Raw genomic sequence first — 18,550 nt, 5'->3', positions numbered from 1 at the left:
CCGAGGGGTAACGCCTTGAACGACACAGCCAACCGTCTGCTCGAACCCTACTTCGGCTACGGCCGGATGCGGGAACTCTTCTGTGACCGCGGCCGGGTAGCCGGCATGCTCGAGTTCGAGGCGGCGCTGGCACGTGCCCAGGCCAGGGTGGGGCTGGTGCCCGCCGAGGCGGCCGAGGTCATCGGTCGCCATTGCCAGGCACAGGAGATGGATCTGGATGCGCTGGCCCAGGCCATAGTGCTGGCCGGCAACACCGCCATTCCACTGGTGAAGATGCTCGGTCGGCAGATTGCCGCCGAGTCGCCGGAGGCCGAGCGCTATCTGCATCTGGGTGCGACCAGTCAGGATGCCATGGACACCGGTCTGGTGCTGCAGTTGCGCCGGGCAGTCGACTTGCTGGAGCAGCAACTGGCGGAGCTGGGCGAGCAGCTGAGCGCCCAGGCCCGTCGGCATGCGGCGACCGTGATGCCCGGCCGTACCTGGCTGCAGCACGCCACCCCGGTCACCCTGGGGATGAAACTGGCCAGCGTGCTGGGCTCGGTCAGCCGCCATCGCCTGCGTCTGCAGGAGATGCGCCATCGTCTGCTCAGCCTCCAGTTCGGTGGCGCCTCGGGCACCCTGGCGGCGCTCGGCGAACAGGCCTGGCCGGTGGCCGAGGCGCTGGCCGCTGAGCTGCAACTCAGCCTGCCCGAACAGCCCTGGCACACCCAGCGCGACCGTCTGGCCGAACTGGCCGGCTGGCTCGGCAGTCTGGCCGGTACCCTGGGCAAGCTGGGTCGGGATTTCAGCCTGCTCATGCAGACCGAGGCCGGTGAGGTATTCGAGCCGGCCGCGCCGGGCAAGGGTGGCTCCTCGACCATGCCGCACAAGCGCAACCCGGTCGGCGCGGCCGTATTGATCCATGCCGGCACCCGGGCTCCCGGGCTGGTTGCCACCCTGTTGTCGGCCATGCCCCAGGAGCACGAGCGCAGCCTGGGTCTGTGGCATGCCGAGTGGGACAGCCTGCCGGAGCTGTGCTGTCTGGTATCCGGTGCCATAGACCAGGCCAGCCAACTGGCGGCCGGGCTGGAGGTGGACACCGCGCGCATGCTGCGCAACCTGGAGCAGACCCGGGGTCTTATCCTGGCGGAGCCGGTCAGCGTCGAGCTTGCCCGGCATCTGGGGCGGCAGGACGCCCACCACCTGCTGGAACAGTGCTGCCGCAGAGCCGTGGAGCAGGACCGTCATCTGGGCGAGGTGCTGCATGCCGAGCCCAGGGTCACGGAGCATCTGAGCGGTGATCTGATCGACCGGCTGCTGGATCCGGCCAACTACACTGGTCAGGCCGCCCGCTGGGTCGAGCAGGCCTGCCGCGAACATGAACAGCTACAACGAGACATGCACAATGGATGAGAAACAGCGTTATGAAGAAGGCCTGAAGGTACGCCGCGCGGTACTGGGCGACGCCCATGTGGACCGCTCGCTGGCCAGCCGCACGCCCTTCAACGAGGAGTTCCAGGAGCTCATCACCCGCCACGCCTGGGGTGACACCTGGACCCGCCCGGGCCTGTCCCGTCACACCCGCAGCCTGATCACCATCTCCATGCTGATCGCCATGAACCACAGGGACGAGCTGCAGATGCACCTCAAGGCGGCGCGCAACAATGGCGTGACGCGTGACGAGATCAAGGAGGTGCTGATCCACAGCGCCATCTACTGTGGCATTCCCGCCGCCAACGGCGCCTTCCATCTGGCCATGGAAGTCTGGGATCAGATCGGCGTGGAGTCCCTGGAGCAGGACTGAACTCAACCTGTAATGCCTTCGAGCGGCCGGCCATCGGCCGCTCTGCTGTTCACGCCCCGTTCGAATGGGGCAGAGTCGCCCCTGTGCTAGAATGGGCGCCTGCTTCAACTCTTTCCATTCCCGGAACAATCGATGTCCTCTACTCCCAGGTACGCGCTCGTCGCGGTGCTTGCATTGCTCATTGGTCTCAATCTGCGCCCGATCATGGCTGCGATAGGGCCGCTTCTCGATGTGCTGCAGCAGGATCTGGGCTTGAGCAGCACTCAGGCCAGCCTGCTCACCACCCTGCCGGTACTGCTGATGGGCATCTGCGCCCTGGGCGGTCCCTGGTTGCAGCGGCGGATAGGGGAGGTCCGCGGCATAGCCCTGGGCATGCTGCTGATAGTGCTGGCGGGAACGGTGCGCTTCGTCATCGACACGGCAGCGACATTGATTCTGTCGGCGGCGGTGGCGGGTACGGGTATCGCCATGGTGCAGGCCTTGATGCCTGCCTGGCTCAAGCGTCACCACCCGGCGCGGGCCGGTTCGCTCATGGGGCTGTTCACCACAGGTATCATGGGCGGAGCCGTGGTCGCTGCCGCCGGCGCCGCGCCTGCCGCCGAGGCTGCGGGATGGCGCCTGGTGCTGGGCTCGGCCATGCTGCCCGCCTTGCTGGCGCTGGTTGCCTGGCTGCGCCACGCCGGCAGTCAGCAGCGCCACAGCGAGAGCCCGGTGCTGCCCTGGCGTCGATCCCGGGCCTGGGCACTGATGGCCTACTTCGGTATCGGCACCTGCGCCTACACCCTGGTGCTGGCCTGGCTGCCTGTGTACTACATGGATCTGGGTCTGAGCGCGTCGCGGGGCGGTCTGCTGCTGGGCGCCGTATCGGCGATGGAAGTGGTCGCCGGGCTGCTGGTGTCCTCCCTGGTACACCGCTTCCCCGATCGCCGGCCACTGCTGAGTCTGGTGCTCTGCATCATCCTCGCCGGCCTCGGCTGCCTGATCATCTCGCCCATCGAGCTGATGCTGCCCGCGGTACTGCTGGTCGGGCTGGGTATAGGCGCGCTCTTCCCGCTGCAGCTGATAGTCACCCTCGACCACGCCCGCACGCCCTCCGAGGCCGGCGCACTGCTGGCCTTCGTCCAGGGTGGCGGCTATACCATAGCCGCCCTCATGCCCCTGCTGGCAGGCCTCATCCGCGACTCCACCGCCTCCCTCGAATGGGCCTGGGTCTGTCTGCTCTGCGGCATGCTGCTGGTGCTGCTGATGACCTGGAAACTGAAACAGCCCGCTGCGCAGCAGACCATCGAAGGGGCGGCCGGGGCCGTGCGCTGAGTTTGGAAATGAGGTCCGTTGATCAACGGAGATGGTGAGTCCAGCAGAATGCCAGCCGGGTTTCGCGAAGCGCAGCTTTGGCCCCTGGAATAGTCCAATGAGGTCCGACATGGCCGAAGGGAATGGTGGGCCCAGCAGGGTGCAAGCGGGGTTTCGTAAAGCGCAGCTTTGTGCCGCTGGAACGACCGAAATCTGTGATTTCGGGCTGGAATAGTCCAATGAGGTCCGACATGACCGAAGGGAATGGTGGGCCCAGCAGGACTTGAACCTGCGACCAATCGATTATGAGTTTGCGCGCAACACCGCAAAGCCAGGAAAATCAAGGGAAGGTGAGCGTAAGCTAAATAAGTCAAAAGTAATTGCGTGACAGTAACTTAGCGTAATTTCCCGAAACCCGTCAAAACGGATGGGTGTACCGCTACTGTACCGCCGATAAGCCTAGACGGTACAGTGATAGCCCCTGTGTTTGCATGATGGATACACATACGTGTATCCATCATGCTAGACTCTCCGGCTATGAGCAACAAAAACGCTGGTCTACGTATCCGTGTTGAGAGGGAGCTCCGAGAGGCGTTCCAAGGGGCCTGTGCAGCCGAGAATCGAAGGGCATCCGAAGTCCTGCGGGAGTTTATGCAGTCATTCGTAGAGCGCCATCAAGGGGGCTTGCAGGCGGACCTGTTTGCTGGTGAGTCTGATAATGCCAGCACCATTCAGTATAAGAGAAGGTAAGGTTAGGATGAGCCAGTTTACTTCATTGGAGATTTGTGCGGGGGCTGGAGGACAGGCGCTTGGCTTGGAAATGGCAGGCTTTGACCATGCTGCGCTGGTAGAATTAGAACCGCCGGCATGCGAAACTTTGCGCCTTAACCGCCCTTCTTGGAATGTCGTAGAGGGTGACTTGCGAGAGTTTAGCGGGCTCCTCTATTCAGGCATTGACCTGCTGGCTGGCGGGGTGCCTTGCCCCCCGTTTTCCAAAGCTGGCAAGCAGCTCGGGGCTGATGATGAGCGTGATTTGTTCCCCGAAGCTATCCGGCTGGTAGATGAATGCCGCCCGAAGGCTGTGATGCTTGAGAATGTGCGCGGTCTGCTCGATGCGGTCTTTGATGATTACCGCAATAAGGTTGAAAGGCAGCTTAAGAAACTAGGGTATGTCCCGGGATGGAGATTGCTGAATGCATCTGACTTTGGCGTGCCCCAACTGCGCCCGCGTGTAGTGTTCGTTGGCATTCGCAAAGATTTGGCCACCGGGTTCTCCTGGCCAGACCCGCTCAAAGCTGAGCCGCCAACCGTGGGTGAATTGCTGCACGATCTCATGAAAGCCAATGGCTGGCGTGGGGCTGACCGCTGGCGCGAGCACGCCAACACCATTGCCCCGACCCTGGTAGGAGGTTCTAAAAAGCACGGTGGGCCAGACCTCGGCCCGACTCGCGCAAAACGCGCTTGGGCTACCTTGGGCGTTGATGGAATGGGATTGTGGGATGAGGCACCGCCGCGTGATTTTGTGGGCATGCCGCGTCTGACGACACGCATGACGGCCCGGATCCAAGGTTTCCCTGATGATTGGCAATTCTTCGGCCGCAAGACGGCGGTTTATCGCCAGATAGGTAATGCCTTCCCCCCTCCTGTAGCTGCCGCTGTTGCCCGCCAAATCTATGCCGCTCTTTCGGCTAAACGTGTTTTCAAGGTGGCATGATGACTACAGCATCCGGCTTTGCAGAAGCCCGCAAGGCATTCCATGCAACATTGCTGGAATCGACCTTGACCATAAATAGTGCAGGTGTCGTCAGCAACGCTGACAGCAGTAACACGACAAGCAAAGCGATTGCCAAAGGTATTGCTGACCTGCTCAAAGCCGAAACCATCGGGGAACGGATCGCGGGCCAGACCTCGGGCAATCAATTTGAAAGTATTTGTGCCAGCTTTGTGCGGGAAACTTTCCTTAAACTGGGGCATTTGCGCCCCGGTACCTGGGATGTTCATCAGGTTGCTGGGCGAAACCGGCTGGAAATCGCCAAGTATGAGCAGTACGCGCACTTGGTTGCCTTGGATCGCGCAGCCAAGAACGATGCTGAGCTGGCCGCAGCTTTAGGGAGCGACTACACCATCACGCCGGATATTGTGGTGGTGCGCGACACTGAAGACGATGGGGTCATCAATGCGCCAGCGTTACTGGTTGATGACAGCGTTACTACGCTTGCTAGCCTGCGAAAGCAAAATGGTGGGTTGCCGCTATTGCACGCAAGTATTTCCTGCAAATGGACAATCCGCAGCGACCGGGCGCAAAACGCCAGGTCGGAGGCCCTGAACTTAGTACGCAACCGCAAGGGACGCTTGCCGCATGTTGTGGTAGTCACAGCCGAGCCTACACCGAGTCGGCTAGCGTCTATTGCATTGGGTACTGGGGACATTGATTGCGTGTATCACTTCGCCTTGTATGAGTTGCAAGAGACGGTGCAGGTCCTGGGGATGAATGACGCGGCCGACATGCTGGCCGTGATGGTCGATGGCAAGCGCCTCAAGGACATTTCAGACCTGCCGCTTGATCTGGCAGTGTGAAGGTATGCCATGGGGATGAGCCGTAGCGAAAATATGCGGCGTATCCGTAGTAAGGATACACGCCCCGGGTTATATATTCGTAAGCTGCTGCGGGAGCTTGGATTTCCTGGTTACCGTATTCACAGAAAAGAGTTGCCAGGAAAGCCTGATATTGCATATATCGGCCGCCGAAAGGCTATCTTTGTTCATGGCTGCTTTTGGCATGGACATGATTGCAAAGAAGGGATACGCAAACCTAAAACAAACCAGAATTACTGGTTGCCTAAAATTGAAAGAAACCGGCAGCGGGATGCTGCCCACCTTGAGGAGCTGCGACGCCTTGGGTGGTCGGCTGTTGTCGTTTGGGAATGCGAAATCCAAGACTAAGAGAGACTAAAGAGCAAGATATTTCTCCTTTTTGGAGCAATGACTTCAAATCACAGCAGCGCCCTTTTTGAGTAATTGGAACTCTAAATTTATTTCCGTCTAGCGTAAGATGCACTCAGATGAGAAGAAGGGCATGACATGGGAATGAAAGGGGCTGATGCTAGGGCAGGTACAAGACAGAATGCAACTTTCAGCCGTTACGACACGGCGGACTACCTCAAAACCGAGGAAGACATAGCCGCTTACCTGGAGGCGGTAATGGAAGATGGCGACCCGGCCCTGATCGAGGCGGCGCTGGGCGATATAGCCCGTGCCAGGGTTATGCATGGACTGAACGAATAGTGCTCTGACCAGTATTGCCACTTCCAATGATGTAGTTCCATGACAAGGGCGGCCACAGGCCGCCCTTGTTCGTTGGAGCATCGAAAGACCATCGTCGGCTTATTTCTGGTTTCATTGGTCTTATCATAAAACGGTAGTTTTCGCCTCGCAGAGCAGGATGCGTCGAGCCCGCCAGGGCGAGTAAGTTGGTGGTATTTGCTATGCCGACGCTTGCGGCGGTATAGCAAATACCTATCCTGCCCTCTTGAGCCACCGCACGGTGCCGCTTTGTGCCGCATCGAAGGCATAGATAGTCTGAGTTTTACAATTCAATAGAATATTTATTGATAAGTACGCAATATGAAATCTCTTTTCTGAATAATCACATCCTCAGTGCGGCTATTATGCGGTTAGATGCGGTTACAGTGCGCTTAAAGTGCGACAAGACGGCCAACGCCACCACCTACAAAACAACTTACGATATGTCGTAAGTGTTCTGAATGCGCCGCACAAGTATCATTTCATAGTGTGATCAAAGGAGATTGCCTATGGAACTTCTTGAAGAACTTCGTAACGCCAAACTAAAAAAGCCACCAGCTAACGGAAAGGTGGCTTTCTTGAGAAATATTGATCAAATAAAAGCCGCGTTGGATCAGGGCTACACGGCAGTAGATGTGTGGCGAGTCATGCATGACCGAGGGGAAGTAAAAGTTAAATACAACCAATTTGCGCTTTATGTCAGGAGATTTATCAGGGAGACAAAGCAATGAAGAAGATGATCGGCGCGGCCATGTTAGCAGCAGCCCTTTCAGTCTCACTACCCGTTTATTCTGGCGGGGGTGGATTAACTGGAGGAGCTACGGAAATAACACAGCTTCTGAACAATGCCGAGTTGCTGGATATAGCCATCAAGGAAGCGGAAAACCTGGCCTACCAAATTCGGCAGTATGAAATTATGTATGAGAACTTCCGTAACCTGCCCAACCACATCAAGCAACAAGCGTTGGCGGATCTCCAGGCGCTGGCCAGCATCGTGGCCACCGGTCGGGCTGTGGCTTATAGCTCTGGGCAGATCGACGAAGACTATCAGCGAGAATACCGCGACTTTGAATACTACGCGCAACGCCAGCAGGGCAACCATGATGCATTGGCAGAGCGTTACCGGGATTGGTCTCAATCTAACCATGACAGCGTGCGCGGGGCACTCCGGGCGGCTGGTCTCCAGGCCCAGCAGTTTGACCGGGAAGACTCCGCGCTTCGCACCATTGAAGCGCAAATGGAAAGTGCAGCAGGTACTAAGCAACTGCTCCAGGCGGGGGGCTCTATCGCTGCCATGCAGGTGGAACAGCTCCAGAAGCTCCGGCAGCTCCAAATGGCTCAAATTCAGCTACAGGCCAGCCATGTAGGTGGTCAGGTGGACCGGCAGGCAGAGGACGATTCTGCCTGGCATCGCGCAGTTGCCCCGCGTGATAACAACCCTGATAGCCAGCAGCCGATCCAGGCGAATGACCTGTTTTGAGGAGTGAGCAATGAATACCAATACCAAAATTCTGATTGCGATTGCTGGGCTGATGGCGACTATCGCAACCGCAGCGGCCTTGTGGCAGACCGATAAGGCGGAAGAAGATGCCGCCTGGGAGCGTGCTACTGCTCCGCGTGAAAACCAGCCAGCTTCGCAGCGCCCTATCACCAGTGATGATCTGTTCGGCTCAGGAGCCGGGGAGGATGGGCAATGAGACCTTGGCTATATCCATTGCTCTACGCTGGCCTGGCGCTGCTCAGCGGGCCTGTCGCCGCTGCTGATGGCGATATAGTCCGCGACCTTCAAGAGGGCTTCCGAGACTCTGTAGCCTTGTGGTACGCCCCGTTGCAGCAAGTAGCGACCTGGCTGCTGCTATCGCTTGCGGTGATTTCCTATACATGGTCAGCAAGCCAGATGGTGCTGCGAAATGCCGATCTAGGCGAATTCGTAGCTGAGTTCGTCAGATTGGTTATCTTCACCGGGTTCTTCCTATTTCTGATCCAGGGTGGTCAGCAGTTGGCGGAAACCATGATCAAGGGCTGGATATGGATTGGCGGTCAGGCTACCAGTACCAGCTTGAGCCTGAGTGTGCCGGAGATCCTGGAGCGCGGCTTTACCCTTGGGGGCGATGTTATTTCGGCAGGCAGTGGTTTGAGCCGGATTGCCTACACCATCCTGGCGTTACCCGTTGTGATCCTATACACGCTGATTGCCGCTTATGCCTTCTTCGTGCTCGCTGAAATGTATGTGGTCACGGCAGCAGGCATTGTTCTGCTGGGCTTTGGCGGTTCGCAGTGGACTGTGGATTACGCCAAAAAGTACATCACCTACACCATCAGCATCGGTGCCAAGCTCTATGTCATGTTCCTGGTCATCGGCGCTGGTGAGCAGTTTATCCACCAGTGGGCAGTGAATCAGGATCACGAGTCGTTCCGAGCCATTCTCGCCATCATTGGTGTGCTGTTGATGATGGCCATTCTGGTGAAGATGATTCCGGACGCGGTTCAGGGAATCATCAACGGGGCTTCTCTTGGCAGTGCAACGCCGACTGTAGGCGGTATGGCAAGGGCTGCCGGGTCTGTCGCGGTGGGGGCTGCTGTAGGCGCAGCGGGCGGCGCTATGGCCGTGCGTGAGGCTTCAAAGCTGGCTGGTGAGCAGCTCGGTGTCGGTGGTGCGCTCGCCTCGGCGGTAGCTCCCGGTGGTGGGTCGTCGGGCGGCAGTTCATTCCTGGGCGCTCAAGCAGGTGGTTCGTCAGCCGGTGGTACCTCACCAAGCGCTGGAACAGGGCCGCTTCCCATGCCTGGTGGTGGTTCATCGGCGGTCAGTGCTACATCGGGGGCTGGGCGCATGGCCCATGCCGGTCAGACCATGAAGAACCTGACGAAGGCGGCAGGTGAAACCCTGGGGGGCAAGATCATGGGTGACTACAACGCCAGTCATGGTTCCTTCGGTGGTTCGATGGCGCAGAAACTTCGGGCTGAACGGCTCGGCATGTCGGAAGGCGGCGAGCCAGCACATACTGGTGGCCAGCAGAACAGCGGCCAGACCGGTGCCATGAGCGGCACTATCCGAGGCGCATCGCCTTCTGACGGCGGCAGTACGCATAATCAGACCCCCCCAGCCACGCATAATCGCCCTCCCTTTGAACCGGCAAGTAGCGAGCATGACGGCTCACAGCAGCCCTACATGTCACCTGCACGGAGACTGAACGATGATCAATGAACGCCCGCAAGCCCCTGTTTGGTATCTGCTAGCCTGGTTGGGAATAGTGCTTTTGCTGGTCGGCTTCGCCATCACCGGGTCATGGATTGCCTGGCTGATGCTGCCGGTATGCTATCCCTTCATCATGAAAGCCGTCTCGTGGCGGCCAGAACCCCAAGATCGTAACGGCAATCTTGATGCCTGACCGTTGCCATTAAGGTTACCTGTCGCGTAGGGGCGGTACGCATAATCGGACCCCCCTACGCATAATCGCCCCCCCTCGCTGAAAAAACTCATCACCAGTACTGACTGTGCCGGGCGCTGCCCGGCGTTTTAACGCCAAAAAGGGGAAGGAGTGCTTGCCTTGGCGTCGAAATCAGCATGGTCAGCCCATCCATAATAATAAGAAGAATAATATTCTGATTATTCTTATGGTAAGGGTGTGCTTTCAGTGCCTTTTCACCTGTCCACGAAACAGACCGGGCAGTCGTCGGGGCTCGGAATGGGCACGGGGTGGAAGCCTTCTTTTTGGCGTTCAATCAGCAAGGCCAGCTCGCGCCTACCAGGCGCGGGCTGTGCCGCGCAGGTAGTAGTTCTTAGTAACTACTAGTACGGATTTTGGCGAGGTCGCGGAAAGCCAGTATTGGCGGGCTTTCCAGCGATTTTTTGGAAGCCTAGACGTGACCGTTAATACGGTAAAACGTGACTGTTAATACGGTAGAGCGTGACCGTTGATACGGTACTACTCGCGCTCGATTGACCGTGGGCGTTTGATGGTCGCTTTCGCAGTAGCTCCCCGGCCCTCGATCAGTACCTGCCAGCCATGCAGTTTGCCGATATCATCTAGCGCTTTGCCGATTCGTTCTCTGCGTTTGCGATTGGTGGCAATAGACTTGCTGGGCGGCCCCCAGACCTTTTCAGCCAGCCGGTCAAGCCGGATACTGTTGCTGGCTCCCTGCCTAAGCCATGCCGACAGCCACGCATGGGTGAGCTGGGCTGCATCACTTAGCAGTGCCCGGCGCTCAACCAGCGACACATAGACGTGATGCCCCGACAGCGCCTCGGCAAGGCGTGAATTCAAGGCGATATGTAGCTGCCCCTCGGGCGTTTCAGCGTAGGACAGTAAACGCATTGACCAGTCGTAGCCGTCTTTACGGGCACGGCAGCCCACCATGCTAAGGCGCTCCAGACAGTCCTCCAGCCGATTGTATTCGGCCTTGCCGTCTGCCATGCCTGCGGCCTGCAACAGCGCGTAGCGGGTCGTTTTGACCACTATAGCCTGATCCATTAGCGCCAGATCTTCGGGTTGCAGCCGTTGCCAAAGCTGCTGTGCTCTGCAATGACGAATGCCTGCATGTAACTCCTGCCTGTCTAGCACGCCTGCCAATGCGGTCGTTGCCAGCAGGACTGATTGATCGCGGGCATCCAGTGCCCGCCAGACATTGAACTTCAACTTAATCCCGTTGTGCTCATGTTCGATGGTAAGGCCGCCAGGGCGGCGACCGCGATACATGGTGCGAAACAATGAAACAAGCCATAAAGCGGGGTCACAGCGGGCATATTCAGCGCGAGTGAGGTTTTCAGCCGGTGTAGACATTCGTGGCCCGCCCCTTTTTGGCGTTTTCTTGTTTTGCAGAGACAAGCTCGACTGGTATCAACACGCCTTCTGCTTGGCGCTCGTACCAACGATCATCCAGATCTTCACCGTAATTGATTTTGCTGGAACCGAACCGCAAGAAATATTTACGCCGGTCGTTACCGATTGGGCGACGATCAAAGGTGCGATCACTCAGAAGCTCGGCTTTATCCTCCGTCATCCGCTCGACAAAGCCGCACCAGCGAGCGTTGTCAATCAGGGCTGACGCACCTCGGGCCGCTTGCTGCTGTCCGGTTTGACCCTCTCGGGCACTGTTCTTGTTTACATGGTGCAGGTAGAGCACTGAAGCGCCAGTGAGATAGGCAATCTGTTCCAGACGTGACACCAGTTGGGCCATATCACCATTGCTGTTCTCATCAAGATGGTGAACACGGCTCAGAGTGTCGATGACGATTATGCGGGCTCCATTACAGAAGCCCAGCATCCACTGCATATGGCGCTGATCCATGATGTTGAGCCCCTTTCCCATTATCGATTCCAGTACCAGGTTCTCAGCTATGGATACTCTGGCGGAATGACCCAAATGCTTTCCAATGGCATGGCTCCGCCGAAGCAAAACCACTTCTGGATCTTCGCCTGCGAGATAGATTACTCGTCCCGTTTTGGATGGGTTGAGTTTCAGAACGTCGCCGCCAGCAACACTGCATGCAATACACATTGCCGCTTCCAGAGCCCAATAGCTCTTGCCTGTCGCGCCAGGTGCTACCAACGCGCCCACGGTGCCCGCGAGAAAGCCGGGCCAGATGAAGTCCAAGGGTGGCGGTTCATTCTCAAAAGCCCACATCAGATCAATCGCCATGTGTCACCCCCTATCACCGCAGAGCCGGTCACTGTCCAGCAGCTCGGCAATTTGCGAAGTGCGGAAATAAACACGCCGACCGACTTTCAGCTTTGCCTGGTTGATCTCTGTTGCCCAGGGGTTGTTTGTACGCAGGCTTATGCGCAGACCGTCTGGTGAGCGGTCAAGAACAGTGGCCAGTTGGGGAAGGCTCAGTAGTGGGCCAAAACGGTCGAGAAGGGAGTCCTCGATAGTCATTGTGTAATCCTCCGTAATTGATACTTGCCTTACGAAGGTTATGAATGTCGGGCTGGTTTGTATACTTACGATATATCGTAAGATATTGAAAAATAAGGATTTTCCGCACTATAGCCGCACTGCAATCGCATTGAGCTGCACAATAAGCGCACTCAATACCTTAAAGTTATGAATCGCGAGAAGAATATTCAAAAATATTCTAAACCACAGTAAATTATTCTCTTTCATTGCGAAGAAATGATTGGAGTGCAGCTTGGCGCGGTCATTGTTGCGGGCAGGATGTGTACTTGCTACACCGCCGCAAGCGGCGATCCAGCAAGTACCGGGTAACTTACTCGCCCTGCTGGGCTCGACGGTGTGTGGCCTTCGGGAAGGGAAGGCTTTACCGACTCGGGTTGGTCATCCCTTCCTGGGTTTCTGCGAGCGCCGCTGCTCGATGGCATCGAGTTGGTCTACCAGATCTTCGGCCCGTAGGTGGGTATAGCGCTTGAGCATTTGCATGGACTTGTGCCCGCTGATCGCGGCAACCTGCTGATCACTCAGCCCGCCTTCGACAAACCGACTGACAGCCTCATGGCGAAGGTCATGAAAGCGGAGTTCTTTCAGGCCAATGCTTGCTTTGGTGTTCAACCAGACCTTGTTGAAGTTGTAGGGTCGTCGCTGGCCGTCCAGGCCCGGCTCTCCAAAGAACACCAGGTCAGTGTTAATGGGGCGCACCGGGTTGGCCAACGCCTGCCGGAAGACCTCCACCGCTGTATTGCTGAGGGGTACCGTGCGAGGCGTGGTGTTCTTGGTCTCCAGAAGGCGCACAATGCGCCGTTTCAGGTCTACCTGGCCTCTGCGTAGGGTTGTGATCTCCGACGAGCGCATGCCCGTTTCCAAGGCGATACGGACGATCCAGCCCAGCATGGGGTTGGTATGCGCATCAACGGCGGCCAGCAGGCGCTGTTCTTCCTCATGGGTCAAGCGGCGCTCCCGGCCTGGCGGCGGCGAAGGCCGCCGAATGCTTTGAACGGGGTTGTAAGCGAGACCGACTCCCCATTCCTTGATCGCGATAGTGAACAGGTGGCCGAGCAGAGCGAGATCAAGGCGCACAGTATTGGGGGAGCGAGGTTTGGGGGCAGGGCGGCCCTTGGCGTCTTTACGGTCCAGCCCGGCCAAGCGCTCGTCGCGGTACTTGGCGATGATTTCGGGTGTCAGGGCTGCTAGTGAATATTTGCCAAGGTGTTTTAGCAATGGTTTGGCATGGCGTGCGTCGCTCGCAGCACTGGCCGGTCGTTTTGTAGGTGAGACCTCGGCCAGATAGCGCTGCAGGGCAGCCTCCACCGTCATGCGCTCTGAGGGGCCGCGCTGAATGTATACGCCTCGCACCATTTCGTCCTCGGTGCGGCGTGCCCAGTCTTCGGCGTCGCGTTTGGTGCGGAAGGTCTTTGCGGTAGTCGGCCATCCAGTTTTGCGGATGACAGCTTTCCAAGTACCAGAAGGGGTTTTTACTAGGGTCGCCATGGCTGTTCCTTTGGTGCGCTTGTTGACGACTGTACTGAAATTGTACCGTCGAACCAATCGATTGAGCGCTTGAACAGGCCAGCAGAGCTTGCGGTAGAACTGCGATTCTCATATCCACTTGTTTTTAAAGGGATATTTTTCGCGTTTCCAGCGAAGGAATGGTGGGCCCAGCAGGACTTGAACCTGCGACCAATCGATTATGAGTCGACTGCTCTGACCAACTGAGCTATAGGCCCCCGAGTGCAACAGTCGCGAATTATACGGGCTGTGTCTGGCTCTGGCTAGGCTGCAGTGGGCTTATTGGCGAAAGGGCAAGGCACCTGCCGGTGCCTTGCCCTCTGCCTGAGGTTTACTCGCTGATGTCGATGCTGGAAATGCGAGCTGCCACGATCTGCTCGCGGGTGTAGGGGAACAGGTGCCAATCCTTGTCCAGGTAGGCCTCTGTGTACTCGGTATAGTGGGGGCTGGCCGGATCGCTGGTAACCCCGTGGGTCAGGAAGGTCCAGGCGCGGACCGGCTCGCCTTCGGGGAAGTCCACCACGTGCATGTAGGAGTTACGCAGGACGGTGAAATAGCCCTCGCTGCCTTCCCCGCCAAACTGCGGGATCTGCGTCCCGGGCTTGAGGTAGAACTGCACCTCGCCCAGCTGGGCATCCAGAGCAATACCGGCGTCCACCAGCTCGGCGACGGCTTCGCTGAAGGCGGTACGCAACACCTCCAGATTGTCCGCACTGGTATTCAGGCCGTTGGGCGTGTTGACCGGATCCGCGGCATCGAAGGGAGTGGCGTAGAGGTCGCTGGTTCTCACCTTCGACCAGAAGGCACTCCAGACATGGGCGCCGACGGCGTCTATTTCCCCGGTATTGTTCCATGCTCCCAGTACCTGGCAGGCCTGCTGCTCGGTGTCCGGCGCGCTGTCACTGCATACCTGGGCGAGGATCTCGTCCTTCAGCAGCTCGGCACTGTAGACCCGGTTGTTCAGTGATATCTCCCGGATGTTCTCGCTGCTGGCCAGATGACCGTTGATACCGTCAGCGCCGTTCAGGCGGTCCAGCACCAGCGTGTGGCCCATGCGGCTGCGCAGTGACTGCTGATACTCCTCCTGACCTATGATGCCGGCGTAGCCGGTCAGCGGCTGCTGCGGATTGCTCAGCCAGTAGCTGTCGTTCATGTTCACCACATAATCGGTGGTGAGCAGGCTCGGCAGGTTGCCCGGACCGAAGGCGCCGGGTTGCCGCGAGTCGGGATCCGAGCGCCAGTTGCACGCGCTGCGGCTGCCGTCGAGCAGGGGGAGGCCGGGTACGACCTCGATCACGATCGGACCGAGCGGCTGCGCCAGACAGTCAGCGAGCATGCTGTCAGGTACGTTCGGCACCGCGGTGATGTCCGAATACAGCGCCCGATCGTCATCGCGGCCGATGGCCGTGGTATTGACCCAGGGAATGCCGACGTACTGCTGGATGATGCCGTAGAACTCATCCAGGGATTCGGCGGTGTTCCAGGCGAAGAAGTTCTGGAAGGCTCGAGTGTTTTCCAGATTCACGTCACGCAGGGTAAAGGCACGCTCCTCGCCCCAGGCCGGAAGGCCCATTGCGGACAGATTGATCATGGGGCCGTAGACCGAGCGGTAGAGGGTGCGTGACACGGGCACGAGCGAGTCGTCGGGCTGCCTGACCTGGACGGTCAGCTCGGTCGCCTCCAGCGCGCGCTCCTCGCCGTCCAGTACGTAGCGTGTCGGGTCGCCCGGGACCATCTGCAGTTCGAACAGGGTGAAGCGGTAGGCGGTGGAAACGGTGTGGGCCCAGGCGATGTGATCGTTGAAGCCCATCTGCACCATGGGTGAGCCCATGATGGAGGCGCCGGAGATATCCATCTCCCCGGGGATGGTCATGTGAACCTGGTAGAAACGGTCGATGCCGATCGGGTACCAGTGGGGGTTGGCCAGCAGCAGGCTCCGGCCGGTTTCGGTGGTGTCGCTGCCGAAGGCGAAGGTGTTGCTGCCGATGCCTTCCTTGCGGCCCAGCTTGAAGCGCTGCGGGTCGATATCCAGTTCCGGCGCGCTGCGGCTGCGCATTCTGAGGCTGGCAGCGCCGACGGCCGGTGGCTGGGCGCTGGCAATCTCTTCCACCCAGTTTGCCGAACTGGCGGAGAGATTGAGGGCGATCAGGCGGCGCATGAGATCGTCTTCGGAGATCTCCGCGAGCCAGGGCTGGTTACGGCAATCGGCATGACGTCCGGCATGGCCGTCGTCGAGGATTTCCCGGACATACCGGTTGTAGCCGGCAGTGAAGCCGCTCACCAGATCGCGCACATCCTGGGGCTGGTCATCCCTGAACCGGGTGACCGCCTCGTCGTTGACGATGAAGCGGAAGAAGAAGTCGGCCTCCAGGTTCGGCGGCGAGCCGAAGGTACTGGCCAGGGAAGCCGGGGCATCAGGGCCGAAATACTGCGAGCGCTCGCCACGGTAGGTAATGAAGGCGTCGGCCAGCACGCAGAGATTGTCCTCGGCGATGGCATAGCCGTGACCGTAGCCAGCCCCGGCATAGTCGGCGGCGGTGATGTGCGGGATACCGTAGGTGGTGCGTTCGATGGTGGCGCTGAAACGGGTCGACGGCTCGGAGCTGCTGCTCCCACCACCCCCGCCTCCACCGAGACAGGCACCCAGGGCAAGAATACTGGTGATGACTCCGAGCCTGGCGAGATTGCCGGGCTGCACATACTGCGGCATGGTTGCGTCCACTTGTTATTGTTATCACCCGTTCGAGGGGTGTAAGAGGCAGAATAGGCGAAAATCGAAGCGCTGGGGACAAAAATGCGCGTATCTGGCAAGATCCGGAAACAAGAACGCCCGGCGGGTGCCGGGCGTTCGGGCAGGAGCAGACAGCTCAGTCGTCGAGGAAGCTGCGCAGGTGGTCACTGCGGGTGGGGTGACGCAGCTTGCGCAGGGCCTTGGCTTCGATCTGACGGATACGCTCCCGGGTGACGTCGAACTGCTTGCCGACTTCTTCCAGGGTGTGATCGGTATTCATGTCGATACCGAAGCGCATGCGCAGTACCTTGGCTTCCCGTGCGGTGAGTCCGGCGAGGACCTCGCGGGTGGCTTCCTTGAGGTTTTCCACGGTGGCCGAGTCGATCGGCGATTCCATGGTGCTGTCCTCGATGAAGTCGCCCAGATGCGAATCTTCGTCGTCGCCAATCGGGGTCTCCATGGAGATCGGCTCCTTGGCGATCTTCAGCACCTTGCGGATCTTGTCCTCGGGCATCTCCATGCGCTCGCCCAGCTCCTCGGGGGTGGGCTCGCGACCCATCTCCTGGAGCATCTGCCGGGAAATCCGGTTGAGCTTGTTGATGGTCTCGATCATGTGTACCGGGATACGGATGGTCCGGGCCTGGTCGGCGATCGAGCGGGTGATGGCCTGCCGGATCCACCAGGTGGCATAGGTCGAGAACTTGTAGCCGCGACGGTATTCGAACTTGTCCACGGCCTTCATCAGACCGATGTTGCCCTCCTGGATCAGGTCCAGGAACTGCAGGCCGCGGTTGGTGTACTTCTTGGCGATGGAAATCACCAGGCGCAGGTTGGCCTCGACCATTTCCTTCTTGGCACGACGGGCGCGGGCTTCACCGATCGACATGCGGCGGTTGATGTCCTTGACCTCGGCAATGGTCAGCTGGTTTTCCTGTTCCAGGGCAATCAGCTGCTTCTGGGCGCGCAGGATGTCGTCGGCCACGGCGGCCAGGCCTTCGGCATAAGCCGGTTTTTCGGCCAGCAGGCTCTCGACCCACTTCTCGTTGGTCTCGTTGCCGGGGAAGCTGCGCAGGAAATCGGCGCGCGGCATGCGGGCATCGCGCACGCACAGTTGCATGATGCTGCGCTCACGGGCACGGATCTCGTCCTGAACGCCGCGGATGCGGGCGACCAGGGCGTCGTACTGCTTGGGCACCAGCTTGATGGGCATGAACAGCTGGGCCAGGGCTTCCAGTTCGGCGATGGCCTCGGGGCTGCTGCGGTCGTGCTTCTTCAGGACCTTGCGGACCTTCTCGAGCTGCTCCTGGATGGCGCCGAAGCGCTGACGGGCGACTTCCGGGTCGGGACCACCATCGGTCTCTTCCTCGGTTTCGCTGTCGTCCTCGGCTTCCTCTTCATCTTCCTCGTCGTCCGCAGGCTTCTTGTCACTCTTGGGCTTGACGGCTTCGGAGGGCACAACGGCGTTGTCGGTGCCGGACAGACCATCGTCATCCGGGTCGATATAGCCGCTGAAGATATCGGTCAGGCGACCGCCTTCCTCGGCGATGCGCTGGTATTCGGTGAGGATGCCTTCGACAGTGCCGGGGAACATGGAGATGGCTGCCATGACCTCGCGGATACCTTCCTCGATGCGCTTGGCGATTTCGATCTCGCCTTCGCGGGTCAGCAGCTCCACAGTGCCCATCTCGCGCATGTACATGCGCACCGGGTCGGTGGTACGCCCGATATCGCTTTCGACAGCGGCGAGTGCGGCGGCGGCTTCCTCGGCAGCAGCTTCATCAGCGTCACTGTCTGCCAGCAACAGGGCATCGGCATCGGGCGCAGTCTCGAAGACCGTGATCCCCATGTCGTTGATCATGCGAATGATGTCTTCAACCTGTTCCGGATCTGAGATATCCTCCGGCAAATGGTCGTTGACTTCCGCGTAGGTCAAGTAGCCCTGCTCGCGACCGCGGGCGATGAGCTCCTTGAGACGGGATTGCTGTTGCGCTTTTCCGGACATAACAACCCTATGTGGATGCCTAGGTGTGCAAAAAATA

At 59.0% G+C, this 18,550-nt stretch carries 18 protein-coding genes and 1 tRNA gene; 12 read left to right on the top strand and 7 right to left on the bottom strand.

Annotation, left to right across the window (positions count from 1 at the left end; translation table 11 throughout):
- The first annotated feature begins 15 nt into the window (after nucleotides 1-15).
- The 12 genes from BM046_RS08760 (at nucleotide 16) to BM046_RS08700 (ending at nucleotide 9,768) form a co-directional block, all read left to right on the top strand.
- On the top strand, nucleotides 16-1,392 hold the full coding sequence (locus tag BM046_RS08760; protein ID WP_090538727.1) for a 3-carboxy-cis,cis-muconate cycloisomerase: 1,377 nt from the start codon (nucleotides 16-18) through the stop codon (nucleotides 1,390-1,392).
- Nucleotides 1,385-1,783, top strand: a complete 399-nt coding sequence (pcaC, locus tag BM046_RS08755; protein WP_090538726.1) for a 4-carboxymuconolactone decarboxylase — start codon at nucleotides 1,385-1,387, stop codon at nucleotides 1,781-1,783. Before BM046_RS08760 ends, pcaC begins: the two co-directional genes overlap by 8 nt.
- Before the next feature lie 132 nt (nucleotides 1,784-1,915).
- The gene (locus BM046_RS08750) at nucleotides 1,916-3,097 is read left to right on the top strand and encodes an MFS transporter (protein ID WP_090538725.1); all 1,182 of its coding nucleotides are present in this window, start codon (nucleotides 1,916-1,918) and stop codon (nucleotides 3,095-3,097) included.
- A 736-nt stretch (nucleotides 3,098-3,833) separates the two neighbouring features.
- Nucleotides 3,834-4,790: a DNA cytosine methyltransferase gene (locus tag BM046_RS08740; RefSeq protein ID WP_090538724.1), complete on the top strand. Its 957-nt coding sequence runs from the start codon at nucleotides 3,834-3,836 to the stop codon at nucleotides 4,788-4,790.
- On the top strand, nucleotides 4,790-5,653 hold the full coding sequence (locus tag BM046_RS08735; RefSeq protein ID WP_090538723.1) for an NgoMIV family type II restriction endonuclease: 864 nt from the start codon (nucleotides 4,790-4,792) through the stop codon (nucleotides 5,651-5,653). Before BM046_RS08740 ends, BM046_RS08735 begins: the two co-directional genes overlap by 1 nt.
- 15 nt (nucleotides 5,654-5,668) lie before the next feature.
- Nucleotides 5,669-6,019: a very short patch repair endonuclease gene (locus tag BM046_RS08730; RefSeq protein WP_235818611.1), complete on the top strand. Its 351-nt coding sequence runs from the start codon at nucleotides 5,669-5,671 to the stop codon at nucleotides 6,017-6,019.
- Nucleotides 6,020-6,163: 144 nt separating this feature from the next.
- Entirely contained in the window at nucleotides 6,164-6,361 is a 198-nt protein-coding gene (locus BM046_RS08725; protein ID WP_090538721.1) for an addiction module antidote protein, read from the top strand.
- A gap of 527 nt (nucleotides 6,362-6,888) precedes the next feature.
- Nucleotides 6,889-7,110, top strand: coding sequence for a TraK family protein (locus tag BM046_RS08720; RefSeq protein WP_090538720.1), 222 nt, complete (start codon nucleotides 6,889-6,891; stop codon nucleotides 7,108-7,110).
- A complete protein-coding gene (trbJ, locus tag BM046_RS08715; protein ID WP_090538719.1) occupies nucleotides 7,107-7,859 on the top strand; it encodes a P-type conjugative transfer protein TrbJ in 753 nt (250 codons plus the stop codon). Before BM046_RS08720 ends, trbJ begins: the two co-directional genes overlap by 4 nt.
- A gap of 10 nt (nucleotides 7,860-7,869) precedes the next feature.
- Entirely contained in the window at nucleotides 7,870-8,076 is a 207-nt protein-coding gene (locus BM046_RS08710) for a hypothetical protein (protein ID WP_090538718.1), read from the top strand.
- Nucleotides 8,073-9,584, top strand: a complete 1,512-nt coding sequence (trbL, locus tag BM046_RS08705; protein ID WP_090538717.1) for a P-type conjugative transfer protein TrbL — start codon at nucleotides 8,073-8,075, stop codon at nucleotides 9,582-9,584. The genes BM046_RS08710 and trbL overlap by 4 nt, the downstream gene beginning before the upstream one ends.
- The gene (locus BM046_RS08700) at nucleotides 9,574-9,768 is read left to right on the top strand and encodes a hypothetical protein (protein WP_090538716.1); all 195 of its coding nucleotides are present in this window, start codon (nucleotides 9,574-9,576) and stop codon (nucleotides 9,766-9,768) included. The genes trbL and BM046_RS08700 overlap by 11 nt, the downstream gene beginning before the upstream one ends.
- Nucleotides 9,769-10,305: 537 nt before the next feature.
- Here BM046_RS08700 and repC read toward each other — a convergent pair.
- The 7 genes from repC to rpoD all read right to left on the bottom strand — a co-directional run bounded on the left by repC (nucleotide 10,306) and on the right by rpoD (nucleotide 18,513).
- Nucleotides 10,306-11,160, bottom strand: a complete 855-nt coding sequence (repC, locus tag BM046_RS08695) for a replication protein C, IncQ-type (protein WP_090538715.1) — start codon at nucleotides 11,158-11,160, stop codon at nucleotides 10,306-10,308.
- On the bottom strand, nucleotides 11,144-12,019 hold the full coding sequence (locus BM046_RS08690) for a helicase RepA family protein (RefSeq protein ID WP_090538714.1): 876 nt from the start codon (nucleotides 12,017-12,019) through the stop codon (nucleotides 11,144-11,146). Before BM046_RS08690 ends, repC begins: the two co-directional genes overlap by 17 nt.
- Before the next feature lie 3 nt (nucleotides 12,020-12,022).
- Nucleotides 12,023-12,256 (bottom strand): hypothetical protein, encoded by a 234-nt coding sequence (locus BM046_RS08685; RefSeq protein ID WP_044387770.1) that lies wholly within the window; start codon nucleotides 12,254-12,256, stop codon nucleotides 12,023-12,025.
- Nucleotides 12,257-12,655: 399 nt separating this feature from the next.
- Nucleotides 12,656-13,762 carry an integrase gene (locus tag BM046_RS08680; protein ID WP_090538713.1) on the bottom strand — a complete coding sequence of 369 codons (1,107 nt, stop codon included), beginning with the start codon at nucleotides 13,760-13,762 and terminating at the stop codon, nucleotides 12,656-12,658.
- A gap of 159 nt (nucleotides 13,763-13,921) precedes the next feature.
- Nucleotides 13,922-13,998 (bottom strand) — tRNA-Ile (locus BM046_RS08675).
- A gap of 113 nt (nucleotides 13,999-14,111) precedes the next feature.
- Nucleotides 14,112-16,490 carry a penicillin acylase family protein gene (locus BM046_RS08670; RefSeq protein WP_090538712.1) on the bottom strand — a complete coding sequence of 793 codons (2,379 nt, stop codon included), beginning with the start codon at nucleotides 16,488-16,490 and terminating at the stop codon, nucleotides 14,112-14,114.
- A gap of 157 nt (nucleotides 16,491-16,647) precedes the next feature.
- Nucleotides 16,648-18,513 carry an RNA polymerase sigma factor RpoD gene (gene rpoD, locus BM046_RS08665; RefSeq protein ID WP_090538711.1) on the bottom strand — a complete coding sequence of 622 codons (1,866 nt, stop codon included), beginning with the start codon at nucleotides 18,511-18,513 and terminating at the stop codon, nucleotides 16,648-16,650.
- Between the last annotated feature and the right edge of the window lie 37 nt (nucleotides 18,514-18,550).

Origin of the sequence: Halopseudomonas formosensis, from assembly GCF_900115905.1 — a bacterium.
GTDB classification, from domain to species: domain Bacteria; phylum Pseudomonadota; class Gammaproteobacteria; order Pseudomonadales; family Pseudomonadaceae; genus Halopseudomonas; species Halopseudomonas formosensis.
This window is presented reverse-complemented; position numbering and strand designations above follow the sequence as displayed.